Here is a 22856-nt window from a genome sequence, read left to right on the forward strand (position 1 = left end):
GTCATCCGGCAAAAAGGGCCGCTCCATCACTGGAGCGGCCCCTTTTTCTGGTCCGGGGTCGAGAGGAGGGCCGACAGCCCGGCCGGGGTCTACTCGCCGGTGCGGATCTGGTCGCGGGCGATGGAGGCCAATTCGTCCATCTTCGAGCGGATCTCGCCTTCGGAGACGGTCATGCCGGATCCCTTGAAGTCGCCGGCGATCTTGCGGAACACATCCTCTTCGCCGGGCTGTTCGAAATCGGCCCGCACGACGGCATTGGAGTACTGTTCGCCGCTTTCGGCGGACAGGCCCATCTTTTCGGCAGCCCACAGGCCCAGCAGCTTGTTGCGGCGGGCCATGGCCTTGAATTCCTGATCCTGATCGAGCGCGAACTTGGACTCGAATCCGGATTCCCGTTCGTCAAAGGTCGTCATACGCGTTCAGAAGCTCCAGTCGCGGACATCAGCAGGCCCGCAGTCGCGGAGGTCTATAGACCGCTCCACGCTGAACGCAACCGCGCGCATGGCGGTTCCTGCGCGTCCACGACCGGGACTGTCGTTTGTATCACAGCCCGCCTTCCGCTAGTGTCCGCGCGCCTTATCTTCCCGCCCGCCCGATTCCGCAGTCGCGCCGCCCAGACCGAGGTTCTGGCCGCGCGATTTTTGTTTCCGGACAGGTTTTTATCCCTTCCCCGCCGGGACACGACCATGAATTCCAAGCGCAAAAAAATCTACGAGGGCAAGGCCAAGATCCTCTACGAGGGGCCCGAGCCCGGCACGCTGATCCAGTATTTCAAGGACGACGCCACCGCCTTCAACGGCGAGAAAAAGGCCCAGCTCGAGGGCAAGGGCGTCATCAACAACCGCATCAGCGAGTTCGTCATGAGCCGGCTGAACGGCATCGGTGTCACCAACCATTTCATCAAGCGTCTGAACCTGCGCGAGCAGCTGATCCGCGAGGTCGAGATCATTCCGCTGGAGGTCGTGTGCCGCAATATCGTGGCCGGTTCGATGAGCCAGCGTCTCGGCATCGAGGAGGGCACGCCCCTGCCCCGCTCGATCATCGAATTCTACTACAAGAAGGATGAGCTCAACGACCCGATGGTCACCGAGGAGCACATCACCGCCTTCAACTGGGCCACGACCCAGGAGTTGGACGACATCCTGGCCATGACCGTGCGGGTCAACGACTATCTGTCGGGCATGTTCGGTGCCGTCGGCATCACCCTGATCGACTTCAAGATCGAGTTCGGGCGCGTCTGGGAGAATGATTTCGCCCGGGTCATCCTGGCCGACGAGATCAGCCCCGACTCGTGCCGCCTGTGGGACACGGCGACCGGCGAGAAGCTGGACAAGGACCGCTTCCGCCGCGACCTGGGCAATGTCATCGAAAGCTATACCGAAGTGGCCAAACGGCTGGGCATCATGAAGGATATGCCCACCGTGATTCAGGGAGGACTGCACTGATGGCGAAGGTCAAGGTTCACGTGTTCCTCAAGCCCGGCGTGCTGGACGTTCAGGGCAAGGCGGTCGAGGGGGCGCTGCACGGGCTCGGCTGGGCCGGTGTGACGAACGCCCGGGTCGGCAAGCTGATCGAATTCGACCTGGCGGACGCGGCCGACGCCGAGGCCGAGGTGAAGCGGATGTGCGACACCCTGCTGGCCAACACCGTGATCGAAAGCTACCGCATCGAAATCGCGTGAAGCGGCTGCTCCGGTTCTCGATCGCGGCCTTTGTGCTGATCGGCGTGCTGATCTTCGCCGCGGCCCTCGCCGGCGGCCTGATGGACAGCGACACCTTCACCGCCGGGTCACAGCCCCCCGCGACGCCGGTGGATCCGGCGGCGCGCTGACCCCGCCGACCGCTCCGATCCGCCCGGACCGGCCCGACCGGCCCGACCGGGGTCTCAGTCGCACAGATAGGCCCGCGTCAGCGGCACCGCGTCCTGCCGTTTCGACAGCTGGATCTGGAACACCATATGGCCCAGATCACGGAAGCCGACCTCGCTGGCCGCGAGATAGAATTCCCACATCCGGCAGAAGCGCTCGTCATACAGGGCGGCGGCCTCCGCCCGCCGGGCCAGGAAGCGTTCGCGCCAATGCCGGAGGGTCTCGGCATAATGCAGACGCAGGACTTCCACGTCCGTGACCCACAGGCCCGCACGCTCGATCGCCGGGAACACCTCGGACAGGGACGGGATATAGCCGCCGGGAAAGATGTGCCGGGCGATCCACGGCTGGGTCCGGCTGGGGGGTTTGCGGCGGCCTATGGCGTGGATCACCGCCACCCCGTCCTCGGTCAACAGCCGCGCCACCGCGTCGAAATAGGTCTGATAGTGGGGCAGGCCGACGTGTTCGAACATGCCGACCGAAATGATGCGGTCGAAGGTCCCGTCCAGATCGCGATAGTCCTGCAGGCGGAAGTCGGTCCGGTCGGCCAGGCCTGATTCGGTCGCGCGGGCGCGGGCGGTCGCGTGCTGTTCGGTCGACAGGGTCACGCCGGTGACCCGGCCGCCGGCCCGGGCCAGCGACAACCCCAGCCCGCCCCAGCCGCAGCCGATGTCGAGCACCCTCTGGTCCTGCCGCAGGATCAATTTGTCGATCAGCCGCCGCTTCTTGGCGGCCTGGGCCTGCTCCAGGGTGGCGTCGGGCGTCTCGAACAGCGCGCACGAGTATTGCAGGTCATCGTCAAGGAAGAGCCGGTAGAATTCCAGCGTCAGGTCATAGTGGTGACGCACGTTGCGCCGGGCCCGCAACCGGTCGTTGGTCTGGGCCAGCCGCCGCTTCCAGCGCCACAGCAGACCCCGCCGCATCGGCCGGATCGCCATCTGCGAGGCCACCAGCCGCAGAAAGTCGTAGATGTCGCCGCCTTCCAGGGTCAGCCGTCCGTCCATATAGGCATCACCGACCGCCAGCTCGGGATTGACGGCGATGGCCAGGGCGGTGGCGGCATCGGCCAGATCGACCGTCATCTCGGGCGCCCCCGGCCCCGCCGTGAAGCCCGACCGCGCCACACGGATGTGCACCGCGCGCGAAGTGAATACCCGATCCGCCAACGCCTTGAGCATGGGCTTGCGTCCTCTGTCGCTGGCCCTAACCTAGACTTGTAATCTCGCGCCGCAAGCCGGGACCCGATCGCGGTTCGGCGCGGCCAGCCCGGAGCCCGGCATGACCTTCACCCTGACCTCCAACGGTTTTCGCGACGGCGATACCCTGCCCGACGCCCAGGTGCAGGCGAAGGGCAATGTCTCGCCCCACCTGCGCTGGACCGGCGCGCCCGACGGCACCCGGAGCTTCGCCATCACCTGTTTCGATCCCGATGCGCCGACCGGATCGGGTTTCTGGCACTGGACCGTGGCCAATATCCCTGCGGACGTGACCGAACTGCTGGAGGACGCCTCGGCCGCCGGCCTGCCCCGGGGCGCGGTCGAGGGGCGCACCGATTTCGGCACGCCCGGCTTCGGCGGGGCCGCCCCGCCGCCGGGCCACGGCCCGCACCGCTATATCTTCACGGTGTTCGCCGTCGACGTGCCGCAGCTGGACGTGACCCCGGAGAATTCGGGCGCGGTGTTCGGCTTCAACCTGCATTTCCATACGCTGGCGAAGGCGTCGATCACGGCGACCTACGAGAACACCGGCCCCGGCTGACACCCGGCCCTGACAAGGCCGTCGAAGCCTGCTAAACGGCCGCGCCATGAGCGCAGCTGTCATCGTCTTCCCGGGTTCCAACTGTGACCGCGACTGCAAGGTCGCGATCGAACGCTCGACCGGCGAACAGGTCGAGATGGTCTGGCACCAGGACACCACCCTGCCCGACGGTCTGGACCTGATCGTCCTGCCGGGCGGCTTTTCCTATGGCGACTATCTGCGTTGCGGAGCCATGGCCGCCCTGTCGCCGGTGATGCAGGCGGTGAAGAAGGCCGCCGACGACGGCGTGGCCGTTCTGGGCATCTGCAACGGTTTCCAGATCCTGTGCGAGGCCGGCATGCTGCCGGGGGCGCTGCTGCGCAACGCCGGTCTGAAATATGTGTGCAAACCGGTCAGCCTGACGGTGACCAACGGCCAGACCCGGTTCACCGCCGGCTATCAGGGCCAGCGCGAGGTGGTGATGACCCAGGGCAATGGCGACGGCAATTTCTTCGCCGACGCCGAGACCCTGGCCCGGATCGAGGGCGAGGGGCAGGTCGTGTTCCGCTATGTCGACAATCCCAACGGTTCGCTCGCCGACATCGCCGGCATCCAGAACGCGCGCGGCAATGTGCTGGGGATGATGCCGCACCCCGACCGCGCCTTCGAGGCCGAGCTGGGCTCGGCTGACGGGGCCATCCTGTTCCGCAGCGTGATGGACGCCGCCTGATCCGTCAGGCGTCGTCGGAGGTCTTCAGCGCCTCATCATCGGGTTCGACGTGCACATCCTCGTCGTCGCGTGACTGGACATCGCCGGGATCGCGCTGGGCGGCCAGTTCGCGGGCACCGATGCCCAAGCCCTGCTCGCGCCCGCGGCTGGCGGCGACCTCGTCGGTCTCGAATACGGGTTTTTGATCACTCATGGTCGGTTCTCCGGGGTGTGGACCGGTAACCGCCTGCGGGACCCCGGGTTCCGCATCCGGGTCGCCGAGCGCTGCCATTGAAACCTTTGCCGTTTCCATGCGTACCTCCTCCGAACCCGTACCGTCTCCGGAGATGAGCGTGACCGCCACCGCCCCCCTGTCGGCCAACACCACGCGCCGGTGGCTCGTTCTGGCCGGTGCCCTGTTCGCCGTGATCATCGGCCAGACCCAGGTCCTGATGGGCTGGGGCCAGAGTCCGGCCGAGTTCGCCGCCGACAGTGACGCGACCCTTCGGGTGGCCGGATTCGCCTTCGCCATCTGGGGCGTCATCTATGCGTGGCTGCTGGTCTATGCGGTGCGACAGGCCCTGCCCGCGACCGCCGAATCGCCGCTGCTGAAGGCCCTGGGCTGGCCGTCAGTCGCCGCGCTTCTGGCCATCGGCTGGTGGATCGTGGCCGCAGCCTTCGACTGGGAGATCGCCACCATCGTGCTGATCTTCGGGGCGCTGCTGGTGCTGCTGATTCCATTGCTGGCCGGGGCCGCCGCGATTCGCGCCCTGCCGCGCGGCGACCCCGACCGCTGGATGACGGTCTGGCCGCTGGCGCTGCTGGCCGGCTGGCTCAGCATCGCCGCACCAGTCAATCTGCTGACGGTTCTGACCGGCAACGGCGACCTGCCCGCAGCCCTGCCGCCGACGGCCTGGGCGCTGCTGGCGGTGGCCATCGTCGCCGTGGTCGCCCTGGGCGTGACGGCCCGCCTGCGCACGCCGGCCTTCGCCCTGCCCGTGGCCTGGGGCCTGATCGGGGTGTTTTCCGCCGAACAGCCCGGCAACCCCGTGCTGGCCTTTACCGCCCTGGCGGCCGCAATTGCCGTCGTGGTCGGGGCCGTCATCCTGGTGTTCCGCCTGACCCCCCGCGATCGGGCCACGCCCGACGACGTGAAGGCTGACACATCGGCCCCGAGTCGCTAGAAGCGCGCTCCATGAGCGCTCCGCAAAAGACCACCGCCGAACTGGCCGCCGAATACGGCCTGTCCCCCGCCGAATACCAGGTCGTCCTCGACCGTCTGGGGCGCGAGCCCAATGACGTCGAACTGGGCGTGTTCTCGGTGATGTGGAGCGAGCACTGCTCGTACAAGTCGTCGAAGGTGCATCTGGGCAAATTCCCCACCACCGGTCCGCGGGTCATCTGCGGGCCGGGCGAGAACGCCGGGGTCATCGACATCGATGACGGCGACGCCTGCATCTTCAAGATGGAGAGCCACAACCACCCGTCCTACATCGAACCCTACCAGGGCGCGGCGACCGGCGTCGGCGGCATCATGCGTGACGTCTTCACCATGGGCGCACGACCGGTGGCCCTGCTCAACGCCCTGCGCTTCGGCGACCCCAGCCACGAGAAGACCAAACGACTGGTCAAGGGCGTGGTCTCGGGCATTGGCGGCTACGGCAACTGTGTCGGCGTGCCGACGATCGGCGGCGAGACCAATTTCCATCGCGGCTACAACGGCAACATCCTGGTCAACGCGATGTGCGTCGGCGTGGCCAGGGCCGACAGCATCTTCTATTCGGCCGCGCCGGGCGCGGGCATGTCGGTGGTCTATTTCGGCTCCAAGACCGGCCGCGACGGCATCCATGGCGCGACCATGGCCAGCGCCGAGTTCGATGAGGATTCCGACGACAAACGCCCGACGGTCCAGGTCGGCGACCCGTTCGCCGAAAAACTGCTGATCGAGGCGACGCTGGAGCTGATGGCCTCGGGCGCGGTGGCCGCCATCCAGGACATGGGGGCCGCGGGCCTGACCAGTTCCTCGGTCGAGATGGCCGGCAAGGGCGGCGTCGGCGTCGAGCTGAACATGGACAGGGTGCCCCAGCGCGAGGAGGGCATGACCGCCTATGAGATGATGTTGTCGGAGAGCCAGGAGCGGATGCTGGCGGTGCTGAAGCCGGGCCGCGAGGCCGATGGCCACCGCATCTTCGAGAAATGGGGCCTCGACGCCGCCGTCATCGGCAAGACCACCGACACCGGCCGGCTGGTGCTGAACCACCACGGCAAGGTGGTCTGCGACGTGCCGCTGGCCCCGCTGTTCGACGACGCCCCACTGTACGAGCGTCCCTGGGTCCAGCCCGAATTGCACCCGCGGCTGGCCCCGGCCGACGTGCCCGCCCCCGCCGACTGGCAGGACGCCGTGCTCAAGGTCATCGCCTGCCCGGACATGGCGTCCAAACGCTGGATCTGGGAGCAGTACGACCGCCATGTGATGGCCGACACCCTGCAGGACTCCGCCACCGGGGCCGACGCCGGCGTGGTGCGGGTGCACGGCACCGACAAGGGTCTGGCCGTGACCAGCGACTGCACGCCCCGCTATGTGCAGAACGATCCCTATGAGGGCGGCAAACAGGCGGTGGCCGAAGCCTGGCGCAACCTGACCGCCGTCGGCAGCCTGCCCATCGCCATTACCGACAACCTCAATTTCGGCAATCCGCAACGGCCCGAGATCATGGGCCAGATCGTCCGCGCCATCGACGGCATGGCCGAGGCCTGCCGCGTGCTGGACTTCCCGGTCGTGAGCGGCAACGTCAGCCTCTACAACGAGACCAATGGTGCCGCGATCCCGCCGACCCCGACGGTCGGGGCGGTCGGCCTGCTGACCAACTATGACGTGGTCACCGGTTTCGGCGGCATGACCGAGGGCGAGACCCTGGTGCTGATCGGCGAGACCGTCGGCGAACTGGGGGCCTCGCTCTATCTGCGCGAGGTGCTGGGCCGCGAGGACGGCGCGCCGCCGCCGGTCGACCTGGCACTGGAACGCAAGACCGGCGACTTCGTGCGCGGCCTGATCGAGGCCGGGGGCCTGACCTGCGTCCACGACCTGTCCGACGGCGGGCTGATCGGGGCCGCGGCAGACCTGGCGCTGGCCTCGGACATCGGGGTGACCCTGGACGCGACCAGCACCACCCACGCCCACATCTTCCTGTTCGGCGAGGACCAGGCCCGCTATCTGGTGGCCGTGCCCGATCCGGACGCCATCATCGCGGCCGCGCGTGAGGCCGGGGTACATGCCTCGGTCGTCGGTCACGCGGGCGGCGACGCCTTCGCCTCGACCGACCTGTTCAGCATCCCGCTGGCCCATCTGCGCGAGATCCATGAGGGCTGGATGCCCAACTGGATCGAGGGCTGAGCCATGCCACTGCGCAGCCGCGGCCTGCTGCTCGCCGGTGTGGTCGCCCTGGGGGCCTGTGAGGGCGGGGGCGACCCCGTGCAACAGGCCGTGCGGGAAGCCTCAGCCGCCCACCAGGCGGCGGCGGTCCCGGACGGCGCGGTCGCGGCGACCGGTCGTCCCGCCGCCACGCCGGGCGATCAGGCCCTGATGGACAGGATGATCGAGCAGCACCGCGCAGGCATGACCATGGCCGACAGTGCGCTGGCGCAGGCGTCCGATCCGGAAATCCGCCGCATGGCGAAGGCCATCAGGGACCGGCAGGCACGCGAGATCGCCGAGATGCAGGCGTGGACACCGGCGACGGACTGACACCCGCCGTCAGGCGACGACCGGAATCGCCTGGCTGAGACGTCCACCGACCCGGATCGGCTCGACCCGGATGGCCAGGCCGGTCTTGTCGTCGGTCTCGACATAGACGCCGCAGATCGTGGCCGGACCCGAGGCCGGGGTGTAGCGCCCGCCGGACAGGCGGGTGGTGAAGCGCCGCAGCGGCTCTTCCTTTTCGTTGCCGATGACGCTGTCATAGTCGCAGCAGCCGCCGGCGTCGGTCTGGTAGGCGGTGCCGCCGGGCAGGATCTGGCAGTCGGCGGTCGGCACATGGGTGTGGGTGCCGACCACCAGGCTGGCGCGGCCGTCGCAGAAATGGCCCATGGCCATCTTCTCGCTGGTCGCCTCGCAGTGCATGTCGACGATCACGGCGTCAGCGGCCAGTCCCATGGGGCAGGCGGCCAGTTCACGTTCCACCGCCCCGAACGGGCAGTCCATCGGGTCCATGTGGATGCGGCCCAGCACATTCATGACCAGCACGGTCTTGCCGCCGGGGGTCTCGAACAGATTGGCTCCGGCCCCCGGGGCGTCCATCAGGCGCGGATAGTTGGCCGGGCGGATCATCCGCGGCTCGCGCACGATATAGGTCAGGGCCTCGCGCTGGTCCCAGCTGTGGTTGCCCAGGGTCAGGCAGTCGGCCCCGGCCATGAACAGTTCCTTGGCCGTATTCTCGGTGATGCCGAAGCCGCCGGCGGCGTTCTCGGCATTGACCACGACGAAGTCGAGCTTCAGCTCCCGCTTCAGGGCGGGCAGGTGGTCAGAGAGGCCGTCGCGGCCGGACTTGCCGACCACATCACCAAAAAACGCCAGACGCATATTCAGACTTCCCGGCCGGAGGGGCCACGGGCGGGGGTATAGCCGACCTCGGTCAGAACGCCATGCAGGCGGACATCGTGGGGCTCCAGCGCCAGCAGGCCGACCCGCTGACCGTCATAGGCCAGGCCGATGCGGGTGGCGTCCGGCAGGGCGGCGAAGGTGCGGTCGTAGTGGCCGCCGCCCTGCCCCAGACGCCCCCCCGTGGCGTCGAAGGCCAGCAGGGGGGTCAGGATCAGGTCGGGTACAAGGGTTTCGGCCAGAGGCAGCGGCGCGGGCACGCCTGCCGCGTCCGGCTCCAGCGGATCGCCCGGCGACCAGCGACGGAAAATCATCGGCTCGTCCAGCGCGATGACGACCGGCAGGCACAGTTCATGGCCGTCATGGGCCAGCCGCTGCGCCAGGGGTGTGGGATCGAGCTCCGAGCCGATCGGACAGTAGACGGCGTGAATCACGTCGCCGGGAAGATCACCGGCGTACCCGGCCACGCTATGGGCGGCCCCGGGGTCCAGCGCCGCCAGATGTTTGCGCTGGGCCCGCATGCGGGCGCGAAGTTCGTGCTTGTCCGTCATGAAGGCCCGCTCGAACATTGGGCTGCCGCGCGGCGAACGGGAGCGCACTCGGGAGGATGGGTTGGCGGCGCCGCAAGAACCGTGAAGAGCGTTGAAATCCTCTCAGACCTGGGTAGCCAGGTGGGCTCCATATGCCCAGGCCCTCGAGCCCGGACAGGGACAGATCCCTTTGAGTGAATTAAGGTCGCGAGGAATGTTGCCTTCGACGAGGGCCGCAGCAAGACCCGCCGGGGCGGAACATAGGCGTTCGCCTGTGTCCCGACAATGGCCGGTCTTCACAGACCCTGGGTGATCTTCTCGATCCGGGCAGCGACGGCGTTCAGCGCTTCGGCCACGCCGTCGCCAGCGGGGGCTGCCGCCGGGGCCGGAGTCGCCGTGACCGGGCTGTTCTGCAGGGCCAGCCGGGCCTCGTGCAGCTCGTCCGCCAGCATCAGCGCCGCCATCAGGAACAGGCGGACATCGCCGACATGGCCGACATCGCCGGCCACCTGGCGTACGCTGGTGTCGAACTGCTTGCCGAGGATGCGCACCCGGTCCTCCTGGCCGTCGGCGCAGCCCACGGCATAGGGGCGTCCGTTGATCTCGACCGTGACCGTGGCCATCAGCCCTGCCCGTCCCGTGATTGCTGATCCAGAATATCGCGCACCGCGTCGGCGGCGAGGGCCAGGGCCCCGGCCGCGTCGCGACCGGCGGACTCCAGCGCGGCGATGCGTTCGGCATCCTCGGGCCGGCCGGCGCGCGGGGCGAACAGGTCGTCGTCACCGACCGCCGGGGCGGTCGCCGGGCGGGCCTTCAGCTCCAGCACCTTGCGCTCCAGCGTCGCGAGCGCGCGGTCGATCCGGTCCTTGGCGGTGGTGGTGGCATCAGCCATCGAGTCGCTTCCTCCAGAATTCGTATAGAACCCGCCAGCGCGTCGCGGTAAAGCGTCCCGCCTCCATTTCCCTCGACTCGCCGAAAGGTCAGCGCCGTGAGCAATTCCTCCCCCGCACCCGAAAAGGCGTCCCACAAGCAGATGGCCGACGCCATCCGCGTCCTGGCCATGGACGGGGTCGAGAAGGCCAGGAGCGGTCACCCCGGCATGCCGATGGGCATGGCCGACGTGGCCACGGTCCTGTTTTCCAAATTTCTGAAGTTCGATGCAAGCCAGCCCGACTGGGCCGACCGCGACCGGTTCATCCTGTCGGCGGGTCACGGCTCGATGCTGATCTACAGCCTGTTGCACCTGACCGGCTACAAGGCCGCAACCCGGACCGAGCTGGAGAATTTCCGCCAGTGGGGGTCGAGGACGGCCGGTCACCCTGAATACGGCCACCTGCCCGGAGTCGAGACCACCACCGGTCCGCTGGGCCAGGGTCTGGCCAATTCGGTCGGCTTCGCCATGGCCGAGCGCCACATGGCCGCGCGCTTCGGCGATGATCTCGTCGACCACCGGACCTGGGTCATCGCCGGCGACGGCTGTCTGATGGAGGGGGTGTCACAGGAAGCGATCGCCCTGGCTGGCCGTTACAAGCTGAACAAGCTGACGGTGCTGTGGGACGACAACGCCATCACCATCGACGGGGCCGTGGCCCTGTCGGACACGACCGACCAGCAGGCGCGCTTCAAGGCCAGCGGCTGGGCCGTCAAGACCATCGACGGCCACGACATGGGCGCGATCCGGAAGGCCCTCGCCTGGGCGACGAAACAGTCGAAGCCGACCCTGATCGCCTGCAAGACCAGGATCGGGCGGGGCGCGGCCACGATGGAAGGCAGTCACAAGACCCACGGGTCCGCCCTGGGGGCCACCGAGATCGAGGCCACCCGCAAGGCCCTGGACTGGACCGCCGCCCCGTTCGAGCTGCCGGAGGCGATCAGCAAGGCCTGGCTCAAGGTCGGCAAGCAGGGGGCCAAACACCGCAAGGCCTGGGCGGCCCGCCTCGCCGGATCGGCCCATGGCAGCGAATTCACCCGGGCCATGGCCGGCGATCTGCCCGCCGGGGCCTTCGATGCGCTGGAAACCGCCATCGCCGGACTGGTCGACAGCAAACCGGCCCAGGCCACGCGCCAGTCGTCCGGCGCGGCGCTGGACCAGCTGTTCGGGGCCATCCCCGAACTGATCGGCGGTTCGGCCGATCTGACCGGCTCCAACAACACCTTCGTCAAGGGCACGGCCATCCTCGACGCGCCGACCTATGACGGGCGCTACGTCAACTGGGGCATCCGCGAGCACGGCATGGCCTCGGCCATGAACGGCATGGCCCTGCACGGCGGGGTCATCCCCTACGGCGGCACCTTCATGGTGTTCTCTGACTACAGCCGCCCCGCCATCCGCCTGGCCGCCCTGATGGGCATCCGGGTGGTGCATGTGCTGACCCATGACTCCATCGGTCTGGGCGAGGACGGCCCGACCCACCAGCCGGTCGAGCATCTGGCCGCCCTGCGTGCCATTCCCAACCTGCTGGTGTTCCGCCCGGCCGACACCGTCGAGGCGATGGAGTGCTGGCGTCTGGCGCTGGAACACAAGGGGGCACCTTCGGCCCTGGCCCTGTCGCGCCAGAAGACCCCGGCGGTGCGCACCGTCGCCGCGTCGGAAAACCTGTCGGGTCGCGGGGCCTATGAGATCAGGGCTGCGTCGAGCGAGGCCAGGGTGACCCTGTTCGGCACCGGCACAGAACTGGCCCTTGCCCTGGCGGCCGCCGACACCCTGGAGGCCCAAGGCACCCCGACCCGGGTCGTCTCGGTGCCCTGTTTCGAGCTGTTCGAACAGCAGGACGCCGCCTACCAGGCCTGGGTCATCGGTCGCGGCACGGTTCGTGTCGCCGTCGAGGCCGGCATCAAACAGGGCTGGGAGCGGTTCATCGGCGAGGACGGGGTCTTCATCGGCATGTCGTCGTTCGGGGCCTCGGCCCCGGCCGAGGTGCTGTACGAGAAGTTCGGCATCACCACCGAGGCGGTGGTCGCGGCGGTTCAGGCGCGGCTCTAGACCGTGGCGCATCTGGGGGCCGTCTCCGTACTGGTCCGCGACTATGACGCCGCCATCGCCTTCTATGTCGGCACGCTGGGCTTCACGCTCAGCGAGGACACCGACATGGGCGGCGGCAAGCGCTGGGTACGGGTCACGCCAAAGGGCGGGCAGACGTCGCTGCTGCTGGCCCGGGCCGCCACGCCGGACCAGATCGCCCGCGTCGGCGACCAGGCCGGCGGTCGGGTCTGGCTGTTTCTCGAGACCGACGACCTGCTGCGCGATCATGCGGCCTGGTCGGCGGCCGGTGTCCACTTTCGCGAAACCCCGCGACACGAAGCCTATGGCAAGGTGGTGGTGTTCGAGGATCTGTACGGCAACGCCTGGGACCTGATCGAACCGGCCCGCAACGAGGACTGACCCATGACCCGTATCGGCACCCCCCTGTCCGACTCCGCCACCCGCGTGATGCTGCTGGGGGCCGGGGAACTGGGCAAGGAACTGGCCATCGAGCTGCAGCGACTGGGAGCGGAGGTCATCGCCGTCGACCGCTATGCCAATGCGCCGGCCATGCAGGTGGCGCATCGCAGCCATGTGATCCCGATGACCGATCCGCATGTGCTGGCCGGGGTCATCGCCGCCGAGATGCCGCACATCATCGTGCCCGAGATCGAGGCCATCGCCACGGACGTACTGGCCGAGATCGAGGCGGCGGGCCATGCCGTGGTCATCCCCACGGCGCGGGCCACCCAGCTGACCATGAACCGCGAGGGCATCCGCTGTCTGGCCGCCGAGGATCTGGGCCTGCCGACCAGCCCCTATGCCTTCGCCGGCTCCGCCGCCGAACTGGCCGAGGCCGCGCACAGCATCGGCCTGCCGGTCTTCGTCAAGCCGGTGATGTCGTCCTCGGGCAAGGGCCAGTCCTTCATCGAGGCGCTGGAGGACGCCGGCAACGCCTGGGCCTGGGCCCAGTCAGGCGGCCGGGTCGAGACGACCCGGATCATCGTCGAGGGCCGGATCGATTTCGACTATGAGATCACCCTGCTGACCGTACGGTCGATGCGCGACGGGGCCGTGGTCACCGACTTCTGCGCCCCGATCGGCCACCGCCAGGTCAAGGGTGACTATGTCGAAAGCTGGCAGCCCCAGGCGATGACGCCGGCCGCGCTCACTGCCGCGCAGGACATTGCCGGCAAGGTGACGGAGGCGCTGGGCGGCCTCGGCGTTTTCGGCGTCGAGCTGTTCGTCAAGGGCGACCAGGTCTGGTTCTCGGAGGTGTCGCCGCGCCCGCACGATACCGGGCTGGTGACGCTGGCGACCCAGTCGATGAGCGAATTCGCCCTGCACGCCCGCGCCATCCTCGGCCTGCCGGTCGACGTCAGCCAGCGCGATATCGGGGCCAGCGCCGTCATCTACGGTGGCATGGACGCCACCGGCATCGCCTTCGAGGGCGTGGCCGAGGCCCTGTCGGTGCCGACCGCCGACCTGCGCCTGTTCGGCAAGCCCGAGAGCTATGTCACCCGCCGCATGGGCGTGGCCACGGCGCGTGGCCAGACGGTGGACCAGGCGCGCGAACGGGCGCGCGAGGCGGCGGGCAAGGTTCGGGTGGTCAGGGGCTGACGTCCGGCAGGATGGCCCGGACGGCGGCCTCCAGCGCCGGATCACGGCCTGCACGCAATTCGGCCAGGGAGGCGGTCACCGGAATGTCCGGCACGACGCCCACCTGCTCGAGAAGGTTTCCGGCCCCGGTGCGGTAGCCGACCACGCCCACGCTGAGGCTGCCGCCATCCGGCAGATCATACAACAGGGAGCCGACCACGGCCCCGGCGGTCGTCCGGCCGACGATGCTGCCGCGCCCGGACTCCTGAATGGCCGCGGCAAAAATCTCTGCGCCGCTGGCCGACTCCGGTGAGGTCAGGACCGCGAGCGGCCCCTCAAACCGCAGCGCCTGACGCCGCGTCCAGAGATGGCGATCCGGCAGCCAGCGAAAATTCTTGATGCCGATCAGCCGGCGCTCGCCGAAAAACGGCGACAGCATCAGACCCACTTCCCGGTCGAGGCCACCGATATTGCCACGCAGGTCAATGACCACGGCGCGCGGCGGATTGAGCAATTCGCGCTTCAGGGTTTCGCCGAGCCAGTCGCGCGTGGCGCGATCGAACTCACGGAAGGCGATCACCAGCACCCCGTCCGGACGGCGATCGACCCGACCCAACTCCCGACCGAGAAGCGTCGGGGTCAGGGCGACCTCGTGGACGCCGTCGTCCGCGTCGGCGAAGCGAATCAGAGTTGTCGCCGATCCGTAAAGGGTTCCCGGTTCGAACGGCCGACCATCCAGGGCATCCACGCGCCAACCCACCTGGACGCCGCCAAGTGCCGCCGGACCAGCCTCACGAACCCGCGTCACGATCCAGTTGTCGTCCAGATGGGTCATCGTAAAGCCGAAGCCGGGCACCGCCTGGACCCGGGCGGTGGTTCTGCGCAGGTTCGTGGCAGGTTGGAGCGCAGAGGTATGCGAATCGTTCAGCAGAGCCAGCGTTTCGTTGAGCGCGTGATAGAATCCCGCCTCGTCCGGCTGGGCGACGGTTGCGGCCCGACGTGAGGCCGCCTCGCCGACCCAGTCGATGCCGCCATAGTCCGGTCGGTAAAAGCTGGCCGCGACCTTGGCGATAACAGCGTCATGGACGCGTGCATTCAGGCCCGCGCGATCGGTCGAGCCATCGACCACCGAAACGACGGTCGGCAACCGGTCCGGGTTGCTGTGGGGCAGGGACTGGCACCCGGCGGCCGCCCCCAGGACCATGGCGACGACCACACAACGCAAGGGCGATATGACAGACATGACAGCAACCCTAGGGCCACCCCACGCGCCCTGTCGAGCGCCAATCTGTCCGCCATGAACCCTTGAGGATGCAGCCGCCGCCGATGCTGTCCGATCGTCGGATAAGGACCGGGAGGGCCTAGTTGCCGCCGGGGCCCTCGCGATGGCGGGTGATGACCCGGACCTGGTGCTCACCGCCCTTTTCCGAAGCCTCGATGGCCCCGGAGCCGTCCGCATCCATCCGGGCGAAGGCCGCCCGCATCGGGGCCAGGAATTCGGCCTCGGAAATCCTGCCGTCACCGTCGGTGTCGAGGTCATCGGCGTTGCTGCGCTCGATCTCGATCCGGGCACCGTCGCCGGCGTCGTGCCAGGTCATCGGGCCATTCCCGGGGCCGGTACGGTGAACAAAGACGTTACGCTCACCGCCGTGTGCCCCCGGTTCGCCGCCGGCGACGATCACGATACGCTCTTCATTCCGCTCACCCGGCGCGCCGTCGGGGCCGCCCCGACGCATCTCCATCCGGTGCCGCATCGGACCGCCTTCCGCGCCCCCGGGCCCGGCGCGGAAGATCATCATTTCATGTTCCCCGCCCGGGCCGCCCGGACCGTGTCCGGCGCGAAGCTCTTCCGGCGACAGACGGCCATTGCCGTCCTTGTCCATCCGGGCGAAGGCGTCATTCATCGGTCCTGCGAATTCCTCGCGGGTCAGCAGGCCGTCGCCATCCTTGTCCAGTCCGCCCGGGCCGTCATGATCGCCCATGACCATCACCCGGGTCTCGGTGCGCATCTGCGGCGGGGGGGGCGGGGCCGGGGGAGTCTGCAGGGTCAGGACGGCGGCGAGGTTCAATAGGGTCAGCATGGCGCATCTCTCTGCTGTGAAGCTAGGGTCCCTTTTGGACCACGCCGCCCTTGCCGTCATGTTTCAGGGCCGGAGAGAATTGTTTCAGTCCTGAAATGACGCCGACGCCGGACCCGGTCACTATGACCGCAATGACGCCGCCCTCCACCCCCCGTATTCTGGTCGTTGACGACGATCCCGGCATTCGCGAGGTGCTGTGCGACTATCTGGGCCAGCACGGCTATGAGGCCAGCGGCGCGGCGACCGCCGCCGAGATGGACCGGGCCGTGGCCACGCGTCCCCCGGACCTGATCGTGCTGGATCTGATGATGCCCGGTGAGGACGGCCTGTCCGTCTGTCGCCGCCTGGCCGACAGGGGGCCCCCGATCATCATGCTGTCGGCCATGGGCGACGACACCGACCGGATCATCGGCCTCGAGCTGGGGGCCGACGACTATCTGGCCAAGCCGTGCAATCCCCGCGAACTGCTGGCCCGCATCCGCGCCGTCCTGCGTCGTCCCCGCGAGGACAGCGCCGGCGACACCACCGTCCTGGCCTTCGCCGGCTGGCGGCTGGATCTGATGCGGCGTGAACTGACCCGCCCGGACGGCGGGATCGTCCCGCTGTCGGCCGGCGAATTCGCCCTGCTGCGGGCCTTCGTCGACAGCCCGGGCCGGGTCCTGACCCGGGACCAGCTGCTGGAACGGGCGCGCGGCGCGGATTCCGATGTGTTCGACCGGGCCATGGATGTGCAGATCAGCCGGCTGCGGCGCAAGCTGGATGACGGCTCGCGCCTGGAGCTGATCCAGACCCTGCGTGGCGCGGGCTACATGTTCGACGCCAGGGTCGAACGCCGATGAGATCGCCCGCCTCCTTCCCGGTTTTGATTCAGGTGGCGGCACTGGCGACCCTGGCCGTGGTCATGTCCCAGGCCGTGGCCTTCGGCGTGGTCCTGCTGGCCCCGGAGCCGCGCCCGGCCGGCTTCAGCATCGAGGCCGCGGCCGAGGCCCTGCAGGGTCGTCCGGCCGAGACCTCCGACGGCCGCGCGCTGAAGCGCCACCTGTCGGACCGGGCCCCGGCCCTGGCCGGGGACCCGCGCGAGCCCCTGGCCCTGGCCATCAGCGCCGGGCTGGCGCAGCGCCTGCAGGTGGAGCCCGAGGCCCTGCGGGTCACGGTCAGCCACGGCCCGGGCCCCGAACGCCAACCGCCGCCGCCCCGATCGCAGGACCGGCGCACGGAGTTCGTCTTCGTCCGCCCCGGAGGGCAGCCCCCTGCGCTCGGCGACGGGCCCCCTGCGCACTGGACACCCCGGCCCGGCCCCGGCGAGACCGTTGACGCAGCACGCCCCGGCCGCGAGGTCCGGGCCGAGGTGCACATGCGCCGCGTGGCCCCGGCCGGAGGCGAGGCCATCACCATCGACACCACGACGCACCAGTTCACGGTGGTCACCGACAAATTGACCTTCGCCCCGTTCAGTGCCGCCCTGCGGCTGCCCGACGGCCGCTGGGCCTCGGTGACCCCGCCGCACGGCCTGTTGTCGCCGTGGCAGGTGCGCATCCTGATTGCCCTCGGCATTTCCCTGCTGCTGCTCGCCCCGCTGGTCTGGGTCATGGCCCGGCGGCTGACCCGGCCGATTCGGGTCTTCGCCGAGGCGGCCGAACGGCTGGGGGCCAATCCCGACGCCGCGCCCATGGTCGCCTCGGGCCCGACCGAGGTGCGCACCGCCATCCACGCCTTCAACGACATGCAGGCGGCCCTGCGCGACCATATGCGCCGTCGCAGCCAGACCGTCGCCGCCATCGCCCATGACCTGCGTACGCCCCTGACGCGGTTGCGCTTCCGCGCCGAACAGGCTCCGGACAGCGTCCGCGACCGCATGGCCGCCGATATCGAGGAGATGGACGCCCTGATCGCCACCGCCATGGCCTATGTGCGCGGCGAGGCGACGCCGGACCGCAGCGAACCCTTCGACCTGGCCGAACTGGCCGCGGATTGCGCCACCGGCTTCAGCGAAACCGGCGCAAGCGTCACCTTCAGCGGCGAGCCGCCCGTGCCGGTCGTGGCTGATCCCGCCGCCCTGCGCCGGGCCCTGGCCAATCTGATCGCCAATGCCGTGAAGTTCGGGGGCGGGGCCCGCGTCCACGCCGCGGCGGCCGACGGAACGGCCGTCCTCACGGTCGAGGATGACGGACCCGGCCTGGCCGAGTCCGAGCTCGAGGCCGTATTCGAGCCCTTCTATCGCGGCGAACGCTCGCGCAGCCGCGAGACCGGCGGGGCCGGTCTGGGCCTCAGCGTCGCCCGCCAGGCGGCGCGGGCGCACGGTGGCGATGTGGTGCTGGAAACCCGCCCGGGCGGCGGCCTGACGGCCCGGCTGACCCTGCCGCTGGCCTGAGGCGTTACACTCCATCACCCCTTGTTATGCGCCCCGGGGTTGATCCGCGCGCGCGTCGGTTCCATTGAAGCGCCAATCACACACACACCGCTTCAGGAGCCCCGCCCATGACCGTCCGCGTTGCCATCAATGGTTTCGGCCGTATCGGCCGTCTTGTTCTGCGTTCGATCGTCGAGCACGGCCGTCGCGACATCGAGGTGGTGGCGATCAACGATCTGGGCCCGGTGTCCACCAATGCCCACCTGCTGAAGTATGACTCGGTGCACGGCCGCTTCCCCGGCACGATCGAGAGCGGCGAGGACTGGATCGACGTCGGCCTCGGCAAGATCAGGGTCACGGCCGAGCGCGATCCGGCCAATCTTCCGCACAAGGAACTCAACGTCGACATCGCCTTTGAATGCACCGGTATCTTCACGGCGCGCGACAAGGCGGCGGCCCACCTGAAGGCCGGAGCCAGGCGGGTGCTGATCTCGGCCCCGGGCGACGGCGCGGACAAGACCATCGTCTACAAGGTCAACCACGAGACCCTGACCGCCGACGACATCATCGTCTCCAACGGTTCCTGCACCACCAACGCCCTGGCCCCGGTGGCCAAGGTGCTGCACGACCTGTTCGGCATCGAGCGCGGCTATATGACCACGATCCATTCCTACACCGGCGACCAGCCGACGCTGGATACGATGCACAAGGACCTGTACCGCGGCCGCGCCGCCGCCCTGTCGATGATCCCGACCTCGACCGGGGCCGCCAAGGCCCTGGGTCTGGTGCTGCCGGCCCTGAAGGGCAAGCTGGACGGCTCGTCGATCCGCGTCCCGACCCCCAATGTCTCGGTCGTCGACCTCAAGGTCGTGGCCGGGCGCGAGGTCACGGTCGAGGAGATCAACGCCGCCCTGCAGGCCGCCGCCGACGGGCCGATGAAGGGCGTGCTGTTCACCACCGACGAGGCCCTGGTCTCAACCGACCTGAACCACATCGCCGCCTCGTCGACCGCCGCCCTGCCCCAGACCCAGGTCGTCGACGGCAAGCTGGCCCGCGTCCTGACCTGGTACGACAACGAATGGGGCTTCGCCTCGCGGATGGCCGACACGGCGCTGGTGATGAGCAAGCTGATCTAGATCACTGGTTCCGCTCATCCCGGCGAAAGCCGGGACCCAGTCCTTTGGGCGATAGACGCATCCAGTTTCACACTGCTCATGATCCCGGTCACCTTGCCGCGCGAAAGGACTGGGTCCCGGCTTTCGCCGGGATGAGCGGAGGAGAATAGCCATGACCTTCCGTACCCTCGACGACGCCGCTAAGGCCGACGGCGGCCTCGCCGGCAAGACCGCCCTGGTTCGGGTGGACTTCAACGTGCCGATGGAGGACGGCAAGGTCACCGACGACACCCGGCTGCGCGTCGCCCTGCCGACGATCCAGCGGCTGCGCGACCGCGGGGCCAAGGTCGCCCTGCTGGCCCATTTCGACCGGCCGAAAGGCAAGGTCGTGCCGTCCATGAGCCTGCAACCGGTCGTCGATGATCTGGAGATGTTGCTGGGCGGGCCGGTGCGCTTCGCCGCGGACTGCGTGGGCGACGAAGCCAAAGCCATGATCGCCGACCTCGACATCGGCGGCGTCATCCTGCTGGAAAATGTCCGCTTCCATGCCGGCGAGGAGTCCAACGACCCCGCCTTTGCCGCGCAACTGGCCGAACTGGGCGATCTCTACGTCAACGACGCCTTCTCGGCCGCCCACCGCGCCCATGCCTCGACCGAAGGGCTGGCGCGCCTGCTGCCGGCCTATGCCGGGGAATCGATGCGACGCGAGCTGAACGCCCTCGACGCTGCCCTCGGCAATCCGCAGAAGCCGGTGCTGGGTATCGTCGGCGGCTCCAAGGTCTCGTCCAAGCTGGACCTGCTGCAGAATCTCGTCGGCAAGCTGGACCGGCTGGCCATCGGCGGCGGCATGGCCAACACCTTCCTGCACGCCCAGGGCGTCGATGTCGGGGGCTCGCTGTGCGAGAAGGACCTGGCCGACACCGCCCGCGCCATCCTCGCCGAGGCGGCCGACAAGGGCTGCGAAATCCTGCTGCCGATCGATGTGGTCGTGGCCAGGGACGTGAAACCGGGAGCCGAAACCCGCACCGTCCTGGCGCGCGAGCCGATCGGCGACGACGAGAAGATCCTCGATGCCGGGCCGCTGACAGTCGAGAAGCTGATCAAGGCCATGGCCCTGTCGCGCACCCTGATCTGGAACGGCCCGCTCGGCGTGTTCGAGGTGCCGCCGTTCGACGCCGCCACGGTCAAGGCGGCCGAGGCGGCGGCCAAGCTGGCCAAGGCCGGCGCGCTGGTCGCCGTGGCCGGTGGCGGTGACACGGTCGCCGCCCTGAACCATGCGGGCATGGTCGACGACATGACCTTCGTCTCCACCGCCGGCGGGGCCTTCCTCGAGTGGATGGAGGGCAAGCCCCTGCCGGGAGTCGAGGCGCTGCGCCGCGCCTGACCGCCCACCCGGATCGGGCGATCCGCCCGTTACACTGCGTGACTTCGCGACGCGCCGGGGCTAAACCTTCGGCAAAATATTACGCGCTCAGGAGTTCCCCCGATGGCCCGCATCACCCTGCGACAACTGCTCGACCACGCCGCCGAGAATGACTACGGCCTGCCCGCCTACAACATCAACAACATGGAGCAGGGTCTGGCGATCATGGAGGCGGCCGAGGCGGTCAACGCCCCGGTCATCATCCAGGCCAGCCGCGGTGCCCGCAGCTATGCCAACGACATCGTCCTGGCCAAGCTGATCGACGCCCTGGCGGAACTGTATCCGCACATCCCGGTCTGCATGCACCAGGATCACGGCAACGGCCCGGCGACCTGCGCCACCGCCATCCAGTACGGCTTCACCTCGGTGATGATGGACGGCTCACTGGAAGAGGACGGCAAGACCCCGGCCAGCTACGAATACAATGTCGACGTCACCCGTCGCGTGGTGCAGATGGCCCATTCCTGCGGCGTTTCGGTCGAGGGCGAACTGGGCGTGCTCGGCTCGCTGGAGACCGGCATGGGTGAGGCCGAGGACGGCCACGGCTTCGAGGGCAAGCTTGACCATTCCGCCCTGCTGACCGATCCCGACCAGGCCGTCGATTTCGTCGAACAGACCCGGGTCGATGCCCTGGCCATCGCCATGGGCACCAGCCACGGGGCCTACAAATTCAGCCGCAAGCCCGACGGCGCGGTGCTGGCCATGAATGTGATCGAGGAGATTCACCGTCGCCTGCCGGATACCCATCTGGTCATGCACGGCTCATCCTCGGTGCCGCAGGACCTGCAGGACATCATCAACCAGTACGGTGGCGAGATGCCCCAGACCTGGGGAGTCCCGATCGAGGAAATCCAGCGCGGCATCAAACATGGCGTGCGCAAGATCAACATCGACACCGACAACCGCATGGCCATGACCGGTGCCATCCGGAAGGTGCTGGCCGAGAAGCCGGGCGAGTTCGACCCGCGCGCCTACCTGAAACCCGCCAAGGAGGCGATGCGCAAACTCTGCCAGGAGCGGTATCTGCAGTTCGGCTGCGAAGGCCAGGCGTCCAGGATCAGGCCGCTTGCCACCGCCCAGATGGCCAAGCGCTATGCCTCGGGCGAGCTGGACCCGCAGTTCGGCCGGGTGATGCGCGCCGCGTCCTGAAGAACCGGGCGGCGGTCATCCCCGTCGCCCTCGCGCCCTACCAGCGACCGTAACGGTCGGCGAAGCGGTAGCGGACGTCGCGCACGCGCCGTTCGGCGTCCTCGACCGCGTCCTGGGCCCGCCGCCAGTCATGGATCACGCCCTCGCGCTCGCGCCGGATTTCGCCGATCCGGTCGCGGATCTCGGCCCGCTGCTCATCGGTCAGGCCGCTGGCGCGCATCTCGGCCCGTTTGGCGCGGATCTTCTCATCGAGGGCCTCGGCCCGCGATCCCAGGCTCGCGACGCTGGACCGCGCCGCCGACAGGGCCTGCTCCGCCGCATGGACCACCTGACCATCGAGGTAGGCCGGCAGGAAATCCGCCTCCAGCTGCGGCGGGCAGACATCCGCATAGCTGCTGCCCTCGCGACCGACCTGGAAACCGCGCGCCGGGGTGCAGTATTCGCGCAGCCCGTCCTCGCGGGCCGAATAATAGCTGCGGGCATCGGGGACCACCCCGTATTTGGCGCAGGCCTCGGTATGCGCCTCGAGGCGACTGAGCGCCTGCCCGGAGCGTCCGTCGGCATAGCCCTGGCGGCCCCAGTCCCCGGCCAGGCACTGGTCCTCGCTCATGGTGGCGCAACTGCCCAACGCCAGGACGGACGTCGCCGCGGCCGCGATGATGATCAGATGACGCATGGTTCGATCTCCCCCGAGAGACCGGCAATCTATGACAGGAGACTGCGACGGCCAAGGTCGG

General features: G+C 68.7%; 26 protein-coding genes. 16 read left to right on the forward strand and 10 right to left on the reverse strand.

Going from position 1 to position 22856, the window contains the following annotated elements; all coding sequences use genetic code 11:
* Positions 1-89 precede the first annotated feature (89 nt).
* Positions 90-413, reverse strand: coding sequence for a DUF1476 domain-containing protein (locus AACZ75_RS02925; RefSeq protein WP_339871142.1), 324 nt, complete (start codon positions 411-413; stop codon positions 90-92).
* 273 nt (positions 414-686) lie between these two features.
* On the opposite strand from AACZ75_RS02925, the gene purC reads away from it, so the two are divergent.
* Genes purC through AACZ75_RS02940 form a run of 3 tightly spaced genes read left to right on the forward strand, consistent with a single transcriptional unit; the run spans position 687 to position 1830 of the window.
* A complete protein-coding gene (gene purC / locus AACZ75_RS02930; protein ID WP_339871143.1) occupies positions 687-1445 on the forward strand; it encodes a phosphoribosylaminoimidazolesuccinocarboxamide synthase in 759 nt (252 codons plus the stop codon).
* The gene (gene purS, locus AACZ75_RS02935) at positions 1445-1681 is read left to right on the forward strand and encodes a phosphoribosylformylglycinamidine synthase subunit PurS (RefSeq protein ID WP_339871144.1); all 237 of its coding nucleotides are present in this window, start codon (positions 1445-1447) and stop codon (positions 1679-1681) included. Before purC ends, purS begins: the two co-directional genes overlap by 1 nt.
* On the forward strand, positions 1678-1830 hold the full coding sequence (locus AACZ75_RS02940; RefSeq protein ID WP_339871146.1) for a hypothetical protein: 153 nt from the start codon (positions 1678-1680) through the stop codon (positions 1828-1830). Before purS ends, AACZ75_RS02940 begins: the two co-directional genes overlap by 4 nt.
* Before the next feature lie 54 nt (positions 1831-1884).
* Here the strand turns inward: AACZ75_RS02940 and AACZ75_RS02945 are convergent, their stop codons facing one another.
* Positions 1885-3045 (reverse strand): cyclopropane-fatty-acyl-phospholipid synthase family protein, encoded by a 1161-nt coding sequence (locus tag AACZ75_RS02945; protein ID WP_339871147.1) that lies wholly within the window; start codon positions 3043-3045, stop codon positions 1885-1887.
* A gap of 100 nt (positions 3046-3145) precedes the next feature.
* On the opposite strand from AACZ75_RS02945, the gene AACZ75_RS02950 reads away from it, so the two are divergent.
* Positions 3146-3625 carry a YbhB/YbcL family Raf kinase inhibitor-like protein gene (locus AACZ75_RS02950; protein ID WP_339871148.1) on the forward strand — a complete coding sequence of 160 codons (480 nt, stop codon included), beginning with the start codon at positions 3146-3148 and terminating at the stop codon, positions 3623-3625.
* A gap of 46 nt (positions 3626-3671) precedes the next feature.
* A complete protein-coding gene (gene purQ, locus AACZ75_RS02955) occupies positions 3672-4334 on the forward strand; it encodes a phosphoribosylformylglycinamidine synthase subunit PurQ (protein WP_339871149.1) in 663 nt (220 codons plus the stop codon).
* Positions 4335-4338: 4 nt separating this feature from the next.
* Here the strand turns inward: purQ and AACZ75_RS02960 are convergent, their stop codons facing one another.
* A complete protein-coding gene (locus tag AACZ75_RS02960; protein WP_339871150.1) occupies positions 4339-4527 on the reverse strand; it encodes a hypothetical protein in 189 nt (62 codons plus the stop codon).
* 139 nt (positions 4528-4666) lie between these two features.
* Between AACZ75_RS02960 and AACZ75_RS02965 the strand changes: the two genes are divergently transcribed.
* From AACZ75_RS02965 to AACZ75_RS02975, 3 genes are read left to right on the forward strand one after another with little or no spacing between them, the layout of a single operon-like run.
* Positions 4667-5497, forward strand: coding sequence for a hypothetical protein (locus AACZ75_RS02965; protein ID WP_339871151.1), 831 nt, complete (start codon positions 4667-4669; stop codon positions 5495-5497).
* 11 nt (positions 5498-5508) lie between these two features.
* Positions 5509-7707 (forward strand): phosphoribosylformylglycinamidine synthase subunit PurL, encoded by a 2199-nt coding sequence (purL, locus tag AACZ75_RS02970; RefSeq protein ID WP_339871153.1) that lies wholly within the window; start codon positions 5509-5511, stop codon positions 7705-7707.
* 3 nt (positions 7708-7710) lie between these two features.
* Positions 7711-8058: a DUF305 domain-containing protein gene (locus AACZ75_RS02975; protein WP_339871154.1), complete on the forward strand. Its 348-nt coding sequence runs from the start codon at positions 7711-7713 to the stop codon at positions 8056-8058.
* A 9-nt stretch (positions 8059-8067) separates the two neighbouring features.
* On the opposite strand, the gene AACZ75_RS02980 is transcribed toward AACZ75_RS02975, so the two are convergent.
* The 4 genes from AACZ75_RS02980 to AACZ75_RS02995 form a co-directional block, all read right to left on the reverse strand.
* Positions 8068-8892 carry a TIGR00282 family metallophosphoesterase gene (locus AACZ75_RS02980; RefSeq protein WP_339871155.1) on the reverse strand — a complete coding sequence of 275 codons (825 nt, stop codon included), beginning with the start codon at positions 8890-8892 and terminating at the stop codon, positions 8068-8070.
* 2 nt (positions 8893-8894) lie between these two features.
* Positions 8895-9461, reverse strand: coding sequence for a 5-formyltetrahydrofolate cyclo-ligase (locus tag AACZ75_RS02985; RefSeq protein ID WP_339871156.1), 567 nt, complete (start codon positions 9459-9461; stop codon positions 8895-8897).
* Between the two features lie 275 nt (positions 9462-9736).
* Positions 9737-10063, reverse strand: coding sequence for a cell division protein ZapA (locus AACZ75_RS02990; RefSeq protein ID WP_339871157.1), 327 nt, complete (start codon positions 10061-10063; stop codon positions 9737-9739).
* Positions 10063-10332 (reverse strand): hypothetical protein, encoded by a 270-nt coding sequence (locus AACZ75_RS02995; protein WP_339871159.1) that lies wholly within the window; start codon positions 10330-10332, stop codon positions 10063-10065. The genes AACZ75_RS02990 and AACZ75_RS02995 overlap by 1 nt, the downstream gene beginning before the upstream one ends.
* A 141-nt stretch (positions 10333-10473) precedes the next feature.
* Between AACZ75_RS02995 and tkt the strand changes: the two genes are divergently transcribed.
* From tkt to purT, 3 genes are read left to right on the forward strand one after another with little or no spacing between them, the layout of a single operon-like run.
* Positions 10474-12423 carry a transketolase gene (tkt, locus tag AACZ75_RS03000; protein ID WP_339871442.1) on the forward strand — a complete coding sequence of 650 codons (1950 nt, stop codon included), beginning with the start codon at positions 10474-10476 and terminating at the stop codon, positions 12421-12423.
* 3 nt (positions 12424-12426) lie between these two features.
* Positions 12427-12822, forward strand: a complete 396-nt coding sequence (locus AACZ75_RS03005) for a VOC family protein (protein ID WP_339871160.1) — start codon at positions 12427-12429, stop codon at positions 12820-12822.
* Between the two features lie 3 nt (positions 12823-12825).
* Positions 12826-14022 carry a formate-dependent phosphoribosylglycinamide formyltransferase gene (gene purT, locus AACZ75_RS03010; RefSeq protein ID WP_339871161.1) on the forward strand — a complete coding sequence of 399 codons (1197 nt, stop codon included), beginning with the start codon at positions 12826-12828 and terminating at the stop codon, positions 14020-14022.
* Here purT and AACZ75_RS03015 read toward each other — a convergent pair.
* On the reverse strand, positions 14012-15244 hold the full coding sequence (locus AACZ75_RS03015) for a S41 family peptidase (protein ID WP_339871162.1): 1233 nt from the start codon (positions 15242-15244) through the stop codon (positions 14012-14014). The two genes, purT and AACZ75_RS03015, sit on opposite strands and share 11 nt — an antisense overlap.
* A gap of 118 nt (positions 15245-15362) precedes the next feature.
* Positions 15363-16082 (reverse strand): EF-hand domain-containing protein, encoded by a 720-nt coding sequence (locus tag AACZ75_RS03020; protein ID WP_339871163.1) that lies wholly within the window; start codon positions 16080-16082, stop codon positions 15363-15365.
* Between the two features lie 122 nt (positions 16083-16204).
* Between AACZ75_RS03020 and AACZ75_RS03025 the strand changes: the two genes are divergently transcribed.
* The 5 genes from AACZ75_RS03025 (at position 16205) to fba (ending at position 22119) form a co-directional block, all read left to right on the forward strand.
* The gene (locus AACZ75_RS03025) at positions 16205-16921 is read left to right on the forward strand and encodes a response regulator (protein ID WP_339871164.1); all 717 of its coding nucleotides are present in this window, start codon (positions 16205-16207) and stop codon (positions 16919-16921) included.
* Positions 16918-18453, forward strand: coding sequence for a HAMP domain-containing sensor histidine kinase (locus AACZ75_RS03030; RefSeq protein ID WP_339871165.1), 1536 nt, complete (start codon positions 16918-16920; stop codon positions 18451-18453). Before AACZ75_RS03025 ends, AACZ75_RS03030 begins: the two co-directional genes overlap by 4 nt.
* Positions 18454-18560: 107 nt before the next feature.
* Positions 18561-19568 (forward strand): type I glyceraldehyde-3-phosphate dehydrogenase, encoded by a 1008-nt coding sequence (gene gap / locus AACZ75_RS03035; RefSeq protein WP_339871166.1) that lies wholly within the window; start codon positions 18561-18563, stop codon positions 19566-19568.
* Between the two features lie 151 nt (positions 19569-19719).
* Positions 19720-20931 carry a phosphoglycerate kinase gene (locus tag AACZ75_RS03040; protein ID WP_339871167.1) on the forward strand — a complete coding sequence of 404 codons (1212 nt, stop codon included), beginning with the start codon at positions 19720-19722 and terminating at the stop codon, positions 20929-20931.
* Between the two features lie 102 nt (positions 20932-21033).
* Positions 21034-22119, forward strand: a complete 1086-nt coding sequence (gene fba, locus AACZ75_RS03045; protein WP_339871168.1) for a class II fructose-bisphosphate aldolase — start codon at positions 21034-21036, stop codon at positions 22117-22119.
* 37 nt (positions 22120-22156) lie between these two features.
* Here the strand turns inward: fba and AACZ75_RS03050 are convergent, their stop codons facing one another.
* Positions 22157-22795: a DUF2799 domain-containing protein gene (locus tag AACZ75_RS03050; protein WP_339871169.1), complete on the reverse strand. Its 639-nt coding sequence runs from the start codon at positions 22793-22795 to the stop codon at positions 22157-22159.
* Between the last annotated feature and the right edge of the window lie 61 nt (positions 22796-22856).

Source organism: uncultured Brevundimonas sp., from assembly GCF_963975535.1.
In the GTDB taxonomy this organism is placed as follows: Bacteria; Pseudomonadota; Alphaproteobacteria; order Caulobacterales; family Caulobacteraceae; genus Brevundimonas.

Excerpts from the sequence above, each read along its gene's own strand:
- gap (WP_339871166.1), top strand. The coding sequence starts at position 18,561 with ATGACCGTCCGCGTTGCCATCAATGGTTTCGGCCGTATCGGCCGTCTT.
- AACZ75_RS02975 (WP_339871154.1), top strand. The coding sequence starts at position 7,711 with ATGCCACTGCGCAGCCGCGGCCTGCTGCTCGCCGGTGTGGTCGCCCTG.
- purL (WP_339871153.1), top strand. The coding sequence starts at position 5,509 with ATGAGCGCTCCGCAAAAGACCACCGCCGAACTGGCCGCCGAATACGGC.
- AACZ75_RS02960 (WP_339871150.1), bottom strand. The coding sequence starts at position 4,527 with ATGAGTGATCAAAAACCCGTATTCGAGACCGACGAGGTCGCCGCCAGC.
- AACZ75_RS03050 (WP_339871169.1), bottom strand. The coding sequence starts at position 22,795 with ATGCGTCATCTGATCATCATCGCGGCCGCGGCGACGTCCGTCCTGGCG.
- tkt (WP_339871442.1), top strand. The coding sequence starts at position 10,474 with ATGGCCGACGCCATCCGCGTCCTGGCCATGGACGGGGTCGAGAAGGCC.
- AACZ75_RS02995 (WP_339871159.1), bottom strand. The coding sequence starts at position 10,332 with ATGGCTGATGCCACCACCACCGCCAAGGACCGGATCGACCGCGCGCTC.
- AACZ75_RS02980 (WP_339871155.1), bottom strand. The coding sequence starts at position 8,892 with ATGCGTCTGGCGTTTTTTGGTGATGTGGTCGGCAAGTCCGGCCGCGAC.
- AACZ75_RS02990 (WP_339871157.1), bottom strand. The coding sequence starts at position 10,063 with ATGGCCACGGTCACGGTCGAGATCAACGGACGCCCCTATGCCGTGGGC.
- AACZ75_RS03015 (WP_339871162.1), bottom strand. The coding sequence starts at position 15,244 with ATGTCTGTCATATCGCCCTTGCGTTGTGTGGTCGTCGCCATGGTCCTG.
- fba (WP_339871168.1), top strand. The coding sequence starts at position 21,034 with ATGGCCCGCATCACCCTGCGACAACTGCTCGACCACGCCGCCGAGAAT.
- AACZ75_RS03030 (WP_339871165.1), top strand. The coding sequence starts at position 16,918 with ATGAGATCGCCCGCCTCCTTCCCGGTTTTGATTCAGGTGGCGGCACTG.
- purC (WP_339871143.1), top strand. The coding sequence starts at position 687 with ATGAATTCCAAGCGCAAAAAAATCTACGAGGGCAAGGCCAAGATCCTC.
- purS (WP_339871144.1), top strand. The coding sequence starts at position 1,445 with ATGGCGAAGGTCAAGGTTCACGTGTTCCTCAAGCCCGGCGTGCTGGAC.
- purT (WP_339871161.1), top strand. The coding sequence starts at position 12,826 with ATGACCCGTATCGGCACCCCCCTGTCCGACTCCGCCACCCGCGTGATG.
- AACZ75_RS02950 (WP_339871148.1), top strand. The coding sequence starts at position 3,146 with ATGACCTTCACCCTGACCTCCAACGGTTTTCGCGACGGCGATACCCTG.
- AACZ75_RS02945 (WP_339871147.1), bottom strand. The coding sequence starts at position 3,045 with ATGCTCAAGGCGTTGGCGGATCGGGTATTCACTTCGCGCGCGGTGCAC.
- AACZ75_RS02985 (WP_339871156.1), bottom strand. The coding sequence starts at position 9,461 with ATGACGGACAAGCACGAACTTCGCGCCCGCATGCGGGCCCAGCGCAAA.
- AACZ75_RS03040 (WP_339871167.1), top strand. The coding sequence starts at position 19,720 with ATGACCTTCCGTACCCTCGACGACGCCGCTAAGGCCGACGGCGGCCTC.
- purQ (WP_339871149.1), top strand. The coding sequence starts at position 3,672 with ATGAGCGCAGCTGTCATCGTCTTCCCGGGTTCCAACTGTGACCGCGAC.
- AACZ75_RS03020 (WP_339871163.1), bottom strand. The coding sequence starts at position 16,082 with ATGCTGACCCTATTGAACCTCGCCGCCGTCCTGACCCTGCAGACTCCC.
- AACZ75_RS02925 (WP_339871142.1), bottom strand. The coding sequence starts at position 413 with ATGACGACCTTTGACGAACGGGAATCCGGATTCGAGTCCAAGTTCGCG.
- AACZ75_RS03025 (WP_339871164.1), top strand. The coding sequence starts at position 16,205 with ATGACCGCAATGACGCCGCCCTCCACCCCCCGTATTCTGGTCGTTGAC.